The 9,500-nt window shown below is 70.3% G+C and carries 15 protein-coding genes and 1 pseudogene; 4 read left to right on the top strand and 12 right to left on the bottom strand.

What is annotated here, in order from left to right:
- On the bottom strand, window positions 1–351 hold a 351-nt coding region (locus E1200_RS33610), incomplete at its 3' end, for a hypothetical protein (RefSeq protein ID WP_207933264.1).
- A 222-nt stretch (window positions 352–573) separates the two neighbouring features.
- On the opposite strand from E1200_RS33610, the gene E1200_RS09525 reads away from it, so the two are divergent.
- The gene (locus E1200_RS09525; RefSeq protein ID WP_131951459.1) at window positions 574–993 is read left to right on the top strand and encodes a CBS domain-containing protein; all 420 of its coding nucleotides are present in this window, start codon (window positions 574–576) and stop codon (window positions 991–993) included.
- Window positions 994–1,090: 97 nt separating this feature from the next.
- Here the strand turns inward: E1200_RS09525 and E1200_RS09520 are convergent, their stop codons facing one another.
- On the bottom strand, window positions 1,091–2,248 hold the full coding sequence (locus E1200_RS09520; RefSeq protein ID WP_243708440.1) for an aminotransferase class V-fold PLP-dependent enzyme: 1,158 nt from the start codon (window positions 2,246–2,248) through the stop codon (window positions 1,091–1,093).
- A 129-nt stretch (window positions 2,249–2,377) separates the two neighbouring features.
- Here E1200_RS09520 and E1200_RS09515 point away from each other — a divergent pair, with 129 nt between their 5' ends.
- Together E1200_RS09515 and E1200_RS09510 are read left to right on the top strand one after the other, a co-directional pair.
- On the top strand, window positions 2,378–4,267 hold the full coding sequence (locus E1200_RS09515; RefSeq protein WP_131951457.1) for an ABC transporter ATP-binding protein: 1,890 nt from the start codon (window positions 2,378–2,380) through the stop codon (window positions 4,265–4,267).
- 51 nt (window positions 4,268–4,318) lie between these two features.
- On the top strand, window positions 4,319–5,239 hold the full coding sequence (locus E1200_RS09510; protein ID WP_131951456.1) for an NADP-dependent oxidoreductase: 921 nt from the start codon (window positions 4,319–4,321) through the stop codon (window positions 5,237–5,239).
- Between the two features lie 18 nt (window positions 5,240–5,257).
- Here the strand turns inward: E1200_RS09510 and E1200_RS09505 are convergent, their stop codons facing one another.
- The 3 genes and pseudogenes from E1200_RS09505 to E1200_RS09495 all read right to left on the bottom strand — a co-directional run bounded on the left by E1200_RS09505 (window position 5,258) and on the right by E1200_RS09495 (window position 6,640).
- Window positions 5,258–5,977: a hypothetical protein gene (locus tag E1200_RS09505; protein WP_131951455.1), complete on the bottom strand. Its 720-nt coding sequence runs from the start codon at window positions 5,975–5,977 to the stop codon at window positions 5,258–5,260.
- A 22-nt stretch (window positions 5,978–5,999) separates the two neighbouring features.
- Window positions 6,000–6,146, bottom strand: a pseudogene (locus tag E1200_RS09500) (DUF397 domain-containing protein); the annotation flags it as partial.
- Window positions 6,147–6,319: 173 nt separating this feature from the next.
- Window positions 6,320–6,640, bottom strand: a complete 321-nt coding sequence (locus E1200_RS09495) for a hypothetical protein (RefSeq protein ID WP_131951453.1) — start codon at window positions 6,638–6,640, stop codon at window positions 6,320–6,322.
- A 330-nt stretch (window positions 6,641–6,970) separates the two neighbouring features.
- On the opposite strand from E1200_RS09495, the gene E1200_RS09490 reads away from it, so the two are divergent.
- A complete protein-coding gene (locus E1200_RS09490) occupies window positions 6,971–7,447 on the top strand; it encodes an SgcJ/EcaC family oxidoreductase (RefSeq protein WP_131951452.1) in 477 nt (158 codons plus the stop codon).
- 146 nt (window positions 7,448–7,593) lie between these two features.
- On the opposite strand, the gene E1200_RS09485 is transcribed toward E1200_RS09490, so the two are convergent.
- From E1200_RS09485 to E1200_RS09455, 7 genes are all read right to left on the bottom strand, one after another.
- Window positions 7,594–8,022: a DUF5980 family protein gene (locus E1200_RS09485; RefSeq protein WP_131951451.1), complete on the bottom strand. Its 429-nt coding sequence runs from the start codon at window positions 8,020–8,022 to the stop codon at window positions 7,594–7,596.
- 360 nt (window positions 8,023–8,382) lie between these two features.
- A complete protein-coding gene (locus tag E1200_RS09480) occupies window positions 8,383–8,559 on the bottom strand; it encodes a DUF397 domain-containing protein (RefSeq protein ID WP_131951450.1) in 177 nt (58 codons plus the stop codon).
- 16 nt (window positions 8,560–8,575) lie between these two features.
- Complete coding sequence (locus E1200_RS09475) at window positions 8,576–8,752, bottom strand: DUF397 domain-containing protein (protein WP_131951449.1); 177 nt, start codon at window positions 8,750–8,752, stop codon at window positions 8,576–8,578.
- 16 nt (window positions 8,753–8,768) lie between these two features.
- Window positions 8,769–8,945 carry a DUF397 domain-containing protein gene (locus tag E1200_RS09470; protein WP_131951448.1) on the bottom strand — a complete coding sequence of 59 codons (177 nt, stop codon included), beginning with the start codon at window positions 8,943–8,945 and terminating at the stop codon, window positions 8,769–8,771.
- A gap of 16 nt (window positions 8,946–8,961) precedes the next feature.
- Complete coding sequence (locus E1200_RS09465) at window positions 8,962–9,129, bottom strand: DUF397 domain-containing protein (RefSeq protein ID WP_131951447.1); 168 nt, start codon at window positions 9,127–9,129, stop codon at window positions 8,962–8,964.
- Entirely contained in the window at window positions 9,119–9,250 is a 132-nt protein-coding gene (locus E1200_RS09460) for a DUF397 domain-containing protein (RefSeq protein ID WP_347813208.1), read from the bottom strand. The genes E1200_RS09465 and E1200_RS09460 overlap by 11 nt, the downstream gene beginning before the upstream one ends.
- A 73-nt stretch (window positions 9,251–9,323) precedes the next feature.
- Complete coding sequence (locus E1200_RS09455) at window positions 9,324–9,500, bottom strand: DUF397 domain-containing protein (RefSeq protein ID WP_131951445.1); 177 nt, start codon at window positions 9,498–9,500, stop codon at window positions 9,324–9,326.

Genomic DNA, 9,500 nt, shown 5'->3' with positions numbered 1-9,500 from the left:
CCACTGGACCGTCCACGGGCCGGACGAGCGGACGGCCGGCTGCGGGGAGGCGAGCTGCGGAAGGCGCTCGACGCGCGTCGGCCCGGTCCCGTCGGACGCGGCGGCCTCGGGTTCCGCCTCGGCCTCTTCGGTCGCGGCGGGGGCCTCTTCGGGAGCGGCCTCGTCAGCCTCGGGTTCCGCGGGCGGTTCCGGCGGTTCCGGCGGCGTGGCGGGGCGCCGGACACGGATGTCCGGTCGCGTCAGGTCGACCTTGGCCGGGATGCGGAACTCGGTGGTGGCGGTGCGGGCGGACTCGCGCTCGTCCCCGCTGCCGGACGCCGGCGGCTCCTTCTCCCGCTCGGTGTCGTCCACGGCAGGCCCCTCCTCGGCTGGTGCCACCAGGCGGCTGGAGCGGTCTCCCCCGACAGCCCCGTCATAGTGAAGGATGCGCAGTTTATCGAGAAGGTTCGCGCGAATTCGCAAGCGGCGCGCGGGTCCGCGGACGCCGATGAGTGAGGTCATTCCTGCCGGGTAGGTGCCGGACCATCCCGGGGCCCAGACGACCTACGACGAGGCTCAAGGAGTGAGTGCTGTATGGCAACGAAGATCCGCGACATCATGACCGGCTCCCCGACGTCGGTGTCCCCCGAACTGGACATCGTGACCGTGGCCCGCGCGATGCGCGACGAGGACATCGGCGCCGTGCTGGTGGCCGACGGGGACGACCTGCTGGGGCTCGTCACCGACCGCGACCTGGTGATCCGCGGGCTCGCCGCCGGCGGCGACCCGACGGACCAGAAGATCGGCAAGATCGCGAGCACCGCGACCGCGACCGTCGGGCCGGACGACCCGCTCGACAAGGCCGCGCAGATCATGCGGGAGCGGGCCGTGCGCCGGCTGCCCGTCATCGAGGACGGCCGCCCGGTGGGCATCGTGACGATCGGCGACCTGGCGATGGAGAAGGACGAGGTCTCCGCGCTCGCCGACATCAGCGCCGCCCGCCCGAACACCTGACCCCGCCCGGAGCGCGGTAGGTGCGAACCCCCGAGCCAGGGCGTGTCCGGAGGCATCCGTCATCTGCATCCCCGGCCTCCGGACGCGCCCGCCTCCGTCAGGGGAGCACCGCCAGCAGGCGGTCGAGCTCCTCTTCGGTGTTGTAGTAGTGCACAGAGGCCCGCACGGCCGCCGGAGCGGCGTGCGGGTCGTATCCATGTGCGGCCGGGCTCGTGACGTTGACGTTGACGCCCGCCGCCCTGGCGGCGTCCTTGATCTCCGCGGGGTCGTGGCCGTCCACGGTGAACGTGACGATGCCGGACGGGCGGGCGCCCCTGTCCAGCACGGTCGTCCCCGGCCGCTCGGTGAGCGCGCCGCGCAGCGTCGCCGCGAGCCCGGTCACGCGTTCCTCGATCGCCGCCATCCCCAGCTCAACCGCGTAGTCCGCGGCGACGCCCAGCCCGATCTGCCCGGCGACGTACCGCTCCCACGTCTCGAAGCGCCGCGCGTCGCCGCGCGTCTCGTAGCCGTCCGGGGCCTTCCAGTCGGCGGCGTGCAGGTCGAGGAACGGCGGCTCCAGAGTGGGGACGACCTCCCGCCGCACATACAGGAATCCGGTCCCGCGCGGGCCGCGCAGGAACTTGCGGCCCGTCGCCGACAGCATGTCGCAGCCGATCTCGCCGACGTCCACGGCGAGCTGGCCGACCGACTGGCACGCGTCCAGCAGGAACAGGACGCCGTGCTCCCGGCACAGCCGCCCGACCTCCGCGACCGGGTTGACGAGGCCGTTCTGCGTGGGGATTTGGTTCAGCGACACGAGGCGGACACCTCCCCCGCCGAGTTCGGCCTCCAGCGCGTCCAATGACAGGGTTCCGTCGGCCTCGTCCGGGACGACCTGAACGCTCAGGTTCCGGGCCGCGGCCACCTGCCGGTAGGCGATCGCGTTGCTGGAGTACTCGCTCGTCGTCGTGAGGATGCGGTCGCCCTCGGCGAAGGGGATCGCGTAGAACGCCATGTCCCAGGCCCGGGTGGCGTTCTCCACGTAGGCGATCTCGTCCGGGTGCGCGCCGATCAGCCCGGCCGCCGCGCCGTAGAACCGCTCGACGGCGGCGGCGTTGGCCTCCGCCGCCTCGTACCCGCCGATCGTGCTCTCCAGCGTGAAGTGCTCCGCGACGGCGTCGATCACCGGACGCGGCGGGAGCGCGGCCCCGGCGTTGTTGAGATGGGCCACCCGCGCGCAACCGGGGGTGTCGCTCCGGAGTCTGCCGACGTCCACGTGCCCTCCTTCGAAAATGTCGTACCCCCGCGCGACCCTGGGCACAGGCGGCGACTTGACCTCAACCTCGATTGAGGTCGCATGCTCTCTCCAGGTAACGATCATCGCCTACCGAGCACGGGGTTCGTCATGGACATGGAAGTCACCGCGTGGATGTCGTTGCACCACGCGATGAACGCGCGCGACAGCAGGCCCTTCTCAAAGGCCACGCTGCGCCGCATCGGCCGGTTCGCGCGCCCGCACCGGCGGCCGCTGGCCGCGTTCCTCGCGATCAGCGTGGTGCTGGCCGTCCTCGCGGTCGCGACGCCCGTGCTGGCCGGGCAGGTCGTCAACGCCATCGTGGACGACGCCGCGGCGTCCACGGTCGTCTGGCTCGCCGTCCTGATCGCGTTCCTCGCGCTGGCCGAGGGCGGTCTCGGCCTCGCCAACCGGTGGCTGTCGGCCCGCATCGGCGAGGGCCTGATCCTCGACCTGCGGACCGCCGTCTTCGACCACGTCCAGCGGATGCCGGTCGCCTTCTTCACCCGCACCCGCACCGGCGCCCTGGTCAGCCGGCTCAACAACGACGTCATCGGCGCCCAGCGCGCGTTCAGCGACACCCTCTCCGGCGTCGTCAGCAACCTGGTCATGGTCCTGCTGACGTTCGGGGTGATGGTGCGCCTCTCCTGGCAGATCACCCTGCTGGCACTGGTGCTGCTGCCCGTGTTCGTGCTCCCGGCCCGCCGTATGGGCAGCCGCCTGGCGCGGCTCGAACGCGAGGCCGCCGCGCACGACGCCGCGATGAGCACGCAGATGACGGAACGCTTCTCGGCACCGGGCGCGACGCTGGTGAAGCTGTTCGGCCGCCCCGCCCGCGAGTCGGCCGAGTTCGCCGCCCGCGCCCGCCGCGTCCGCGACATCGGCGTCCGGACCGCGATGGTCCAGCACGTCTTCATCACGGCGCTCACGATGGTCTCGGCCCTGGCGCTCGCGCTCGTCTACGGCCTCGGCGGCTACTTCTCCCTGCGCGGCGACCTCGACGCCGGCGCGGTCGTCGCCCTCGCGCTGCTCCTCACCCGCCTCTACGCGCCGCTGACCGCCCTCGCCAGCGCCCGCGTCGAGGTCATGAGCGCCCTGGTCAGCTTCGAGCGCGTCTTCGAGGTCCTCGACTTGAAGCCGCTCGTCGCGGAGAAGCCCGAAGCCCGCGCCGTCCCCGACGGCCCCGTCGCCGTCGAGTTCGACCGCGTCCGGTTCGCGTACCCGTCCGCCGACAAGGTGTCGCTGGCCTCCCTCGAAGAGGTCGCGACCCTCGACACCCGCGGCGGCGTGGACGTCCTGCACGAGGTGTCGTTCCGCGCCGAACCCGGCCAGACGGTCGCGCTGGTCGGCTCCTCCGGTGCGGGGAAGTCCACGATCGCCCAGCTCGTCCCGCGCCTCTACGACGTCGACTCCGGCACGGTCCGGCTCGGCGGGGTCGACGTCCGCGACCTGACCTTCCAGAGCATCCGCGAGACGCTCGGCATGGTCACGCAGGACGGCCACCTGTTCCATGAGTCGATCCGCGACAACCTCCTCCTGGCCCGTCCCGAGGCCACCGAAGACGACCTGTGGGACGTCCTGCGCCGCGCCCGCCTCGAACCCCTGATCAGGGGCCTCCCGGACGGGCTCGACACCATCGTCGGCGAACGCGGCTACCGCCTCTCCGGCGGCGAGCGCCAGCGCCTCACCATCGCCCGCCTCCTCCTGGCCCGCCAGCGCGTCGTCATCCTGGACGAGGCCACCGCCCACCTCGACTCGACGTCCGAGGCCGCCGTCCAGGAGGCCCTGGCCGAGGCCCTCGACGGCCGCACCGCCGTCGTCATCGCCCACCGCCTCAGCACCGTCCGGGCCGCCGACCTGATCCTCGTCGTCGAGGACGGCCGCATCGCCGAACGCGGCACCCACGAGGAACTCCTCGCCGCCGGCGGCCGCTACGCCGACCTTTACCACACCCAGTTCGCCGACCAGCCCGGCGAACCACCCCTGGAACCCGTCGCCTGACCGCTCACCCGGGCAGCGTTTAGGGGATCGACGCGGAGGCAGGCTGAGGTCATGCGCGCCGTCACCTACGACTCGTTCGCCCCTGACAACTCGCGCCTGAAGGTCGGCGACGTCCCCGACCCGAAGGTCGGCCCCGGCCAAGTGCTGATCGAAGTGCGCGCCGCCGGGGTCAACCCGGTCGACTGGAAGGTCATGGCCGGCGGCCTGGACGGCATGATGGACGCGGTGTTCCCCGTCATCCCCGGCTGGGACGTCGCCGGAGTGGTCCGCGCGCTCGGCCCGGACACCCCGGAGTTCGCACCGGGCGACGAGGTCATCTCCTACGCCCGCAAGGACGTCGTCGGCGCGGGGACGTTCGCGCAGTACGTCGCCGTGGCGGCGGACCACGTGGCCCGCAAGCCCGCCGCCCTCGACTGGAACCAGGCGGGCGGCCTGCCGCTGGTGGGGATGACCGCCCAGCGCGCCCTGGACCGCCTGGAGATCGGCCCGGACGACGTGCTGCTGATCCACGCGGCGTCCGGCGGCGTCGGGGGCATCGCCGTCCAGATCGCCCGCCACCGCGGCGCCCGCGTCATCGGCACGGCGTCCGAGAAGAACCACGACTACCTGCGCGAACTCGGCGCCGAACCGGTGACCTACGGCGACGGCCTGGCCGACCGCATCGGCGAGCTGGCCCCCGGCGGCGTCTCCGCGGTGGCCGACTTCGCCGGCGGCCAACTGGACACGACCCTCGCGGTCCTCCGCCCGGACGGCCGCCACGTCTCCGTGGCCGACAACGAGGTGGACAACCACGGCGGCCACTGGATCTGGGTCCGCCCGAACGGCAGCAAACTCACCGACCTCGCCGCCCTGGCCGACCACGACGGCCTCAAGGTCGAAATAGCCGGCACCTACTCCCTGGACGAGGTCGGCGAAGCCTTCGACGCCAGCCGCACCACCCACACCCGCGGCAAACTGATCATCACCCCCTGAGCCGGGAACATATGCCGGTCACCCCGCCAGGGCTTCGGCGAGCATGCCGAGGGTCGCCCAGTCGACCAGGCTCGTCCTCCTTATTTCGCCGTAGGTGGTGATCTCGATCCAGGTGCGTTCGGAGTCGCTGTGGACGCCATGGGGACGTCCTTGCATGTCGCGCAGCTGCTCCAGCTCATCGTCGGTTATCTCTACGGAGAACAGGTGAGCGTGATGAGCGGAGACGGTCGCGGCGACCTGGCGGCTGCCGTGCGCACGAAAGCGGCCGGCATCGAGGACGAGCCCCGTCTCCTCCGCGACTTCATCGGCGGCCTGAGCCAGCGGACCGCCAGACCCCATCGTGGAACCGCCCGGTAGTTCGTGGACGTTTCCGTCCGGTGTCGAGGCGGGGCTCCGGAATTCCCGAACGAGGACGACCACGGTTTCGTCCAGTGACGGCCCGCGCTGGTAGAGGGCCACGGTCGAGACGTCGGGCCGGGACAGCACGATCTCGTTGTCCTTGATCCTGTCCTCGGCGGCGACATGCATCCGCACATGCAACGCCCAGAAGAAGACGGCGCCCGGCTCGGGGCCTATCCGGGACACCCAGACCAGTCGGGCGCCCTGCAGCGTATTTCCGGCTCTCCGCTGCGCGTGGTACCACCGCTGGAAGCTCGGCGTACGCCGGACGTCGAGCGGCACATCCCGCTCGCCACCGCGACCGCGGTCGTCGTAGGCGGAGTCGTCCGTCGATCGCATCACAGTGAGCGCTGAACAGGGCTCAGTGCGCGAGGTCGTCGAGGACGGCGCGGAAGGCGTCCGGGGTGAGCAGGAGCTTGGGGCCGTCAGGATCCTTGGAGTCCCGGACGGCGACGGCTTCGGGGAACCGCGCCACCTCCACGCACGCGTCCCCCTGGTCGCCGCTCTGTCGCGCCTTCCGTCACATGATCACCTCCACCGAACAACCGCCTTCCGTAGGCGCACCGACGTGCGACGCCGAGAACGCACCGACCACCTCGCGGGACCATGGTGCCGGACGGCATACCCAATGGCAGAGCGATTCGGGCGGCAGGTTTCGTGCCCGTCCGGTTCCCAAAGTCCTTATGCCTGGACGCGGCGCTTCTGCTCCAGCATGACCTTGCCTGCGACGACGAAGGCCATCATGCCCACCCCCATGAGCGGGTAGGCGAAGCGGACGTCCACGATCAGCGGCACGGCCACCAGCACGGCGGAGACCAGCACGATCGCGGCGTAGCGCTTCAGCAGTCCCCGGAGATCGTCATTGCCGGGCGCCCGGCCCAACACCGCCTGCGTCGCGATCATCACGACGGTGAGGAGCCCCAGCATTCCCGGGATCGCGAACCAGAAGAAGGTGTCGCTGATCAGCGTGAGCGTCAGCCCGTACGACACGAGACCGGTCACTCCCCAGATCACCAGCGACCGCGCCGCGCTCCGCCGCCGACCGGCCCGGCCCACCGCAGCCGAGGGCTCGCACATACCGCCCCTTCCCGTTCGCCATCACGATCCGACCAGCGGACTCTAGGGGACACGGCCCCGAGGCCGACAACCATCGACGGCAGTGTTGGGCATGACCGCCTCTCGAAAGCGCGAACCGACAAGCTGAAAGCGATGGTCGGCGAGGTACGAGCAGTTGTGCAGCAGGCGGGGCTGCGACTGGAACAACCTCTCTGGCACGGGCGGGTCGCCATTTCCGGCGGTGGGGTGTCACGGTCGGCTGCGATGCTGAAGGGCATGCCTGAATCGACCGAACACGGGAAGTCCTCTGAGTCGGCGGTGTCCGCGCTGTACGAGGAACTGCTCGCCGCTTGGAACCGGCGCGACGCGCGCGGGTACGCGGCGCTGTTCGACCCGGCCGGGGCCATGGTCGGCTTCGACGGAAGTCAGGTGCCCGGCTCGGAAGTCGCGGACCATCTGACGCCGATTTTCGCGGACCACCCCACTGCCGCGTACGTGTGGAAGGTCCGCGAGGTGTGCTCCCTGACCGATGAGGTGGTCCTGCTGCGCGCGATCGTCGGGATGGTCCCGCCTGGACGGACGGAGCTGAACCCGGCGGCGAACGCCGTCCAGTCCCTCGTCGCGCAGAACCACGCCGGGACGTGGCGGATCGTGCTGTTCCACAACACCCCGGCGCAGTACCACGGCCGTCCCGACCTCGCCGAACAGCACACGGACGAGCTGACCCGGGTGCTCCGCGACTCGTCCGGCTGACCAACGGCAAAGGCGCCGGCCCGCCCCTGGAGGGCCGGCGCCTTTGCCGGGACGAACGCAGCCGCGCCCGAAGTGACCGCCGTCCGCGTGAGAGGACGGCCGGCACCCGGCGGGATGTGTCCGCCTTCGCTACCGCGCGGGGCGGCTCACCAGCAGCCGTAGCTCTGCTGTCCGTAGCGGAGCAGCACCGGCGCCGTCTGGGTGACCTTGCCGTCGCTCGCCCACACCTCGGCCACGTGGTCCCCGGCCGGGGCCGGCGCGAAGGAGACGAAGATCCAGCCGTTGATGTGGTTGCCGTTGTTGCTTCCGGGCGGGAGGACGTCCCCGCCGTGGTCGATGGAACCGGCCGGCAGGTTCCTGATGCCGGTGCGGATGGGGGCGTCCCAGGTCCCGGTCACGGGTGCGAACACGTAGGTGTTCGGCCAGCCGGTAGGACCGAGGCAGATCTTCTGGCCGATGTCCTCCAGTGTCCAGGTCGAGGTGGTCGCGCCGGCCGGGGCGGAGCTCGCCAGCGCCATCACCAGCACGGTCAGCATTCCGACCACGAAACTCGCGCCGCGTCGGACTGATCTCATGAATTACCTCCCGAGTTGAGGTCTCTTGATCAGCGGCCGCTCTTGAGCATTATCAGTTGGCCCGGCATTTTGTTCAAATATGAACTATCGCACAGTGCGACGCCATCCCCGCATCCGCCCTGGTGAAGGGGGAAATAACGGAGCCGGCCGGGCGGGACGCGGAGCAACGTCCTTGAAAGCATGAAACAACGCTTGACACGGCGAACCCGCCTACCGCGCCCGCTGCTCCGTGCCGGGGCCGGTCAGTAATCGGCCAGGGCCCCGGCGAGCATGCCGAGCGCCGCCCACCCATGGGTGCGGCCGTCGTAGGCGAATTCGTCGCCCGCTCGCACCACGATGCTCTCGCCCGTTAGTGCAGGATCAGCGCTTTATGTGATCGAGAATGGTGCGGAAGGCGTCCGGGCTGAGCAGGAGTCTGGGTCCGTCAGGGTTCTTGGAGTCTCGGACGGCTACTGCCTGGGGGAACCGCGCCACCTCGACGCACGCCCCGCCCTGGTCGCCGCTTCGTCGCGCCTTCCGCCACTTGATCAAGTCCATCTTGGTCCCTGCCTGGTCAGCGCTTGAGGTCGTCGAGGATGGCGCGGAAGGCGTCCGAGCTGAGCAGGAGTTTGGGACCGTCGGGATTCTTGGAGTCTCGGACGGCAACGGCTTCAGGGAACCGCGCCACCTCCACGCACGCCCCGCCCTGCCCGTCGCTTCGCTGCGCCTTTCGCCATGTGGCTTCGTTCATCCGTTCACCCCCTGAGTCAGCGCTTGAGGTCGTCGAGGACGGCGCGAAATGCGTCCCGGGTGATCAGGAGCTTCGGGCCGTCTGGGTTCTTGGAGTCTCGGACGGCGATGGCTTCAGGGAACAGTGCCAGCTCCACGCACGCGTCCCCTTGGTCACTGCTTCGCCGTGCCTTCCGCCACGCGGCTTTGTTCATTCGTCCACCGCCTGAGTTAGCGCTTGAGGTCGTTGAGGACGGCGCGAAATGCGTCCCGGGTGAGCAGGAGTTTCGGGCCGTTGGGGTCCTTGCTGTCGCGGACGCCCACGAGGCCGGCCAGCGGCGCGATCTCTACACACTGGCCGGACGTTCCTTCAGCGGACCGGCTGGACTTACGCCACATCGGAGTGCTTCAGGTCGTGGAGGACTGCGCGGAAGGCGTCCGGGGTGAGCAGGAGTTTTGTGCCGTCAGGGTTGTTGGAGTCTCGCACGGCCACCGCTTGGGGGAACCTCGCAAGCTCCACGCACGCGTCTCCTTGTGCCCCGCTGCGCCTCGCCTTCCGCCATGTAACTTTGTTCATCCGTTCACCACCTGAGTTAGCGCTTGAGGTTGTCGAGGACGGCGCGAAATGCGTCCTGAGTGAGTAGGAGTTTGGGTCCGTCGGGGTTCTTGGAGTCTCGGACGGCAACGGCTCCAGGGAACCGCGCCACCTCCACGCACGCCCCGCCCTGGTCGTCGCTCCGTCGCGCCTTCCGCCATGTGGCTTTGTTCAT

The sequence above is a fragment of the Actinomadura sp. GC306 genome (genome assembly GCF_004348665.1).
Lineage (GTDB): Bacteria > Actinomycetota > Actinomycetes > Streptosporangiales > Streptosporangiaceae > Spirillospora.
The sequence above is the reverse complement of the archived record's forward strand: the minus strand, read 5'-3'. Positions and strand labels throughout refer to the sequence as shown.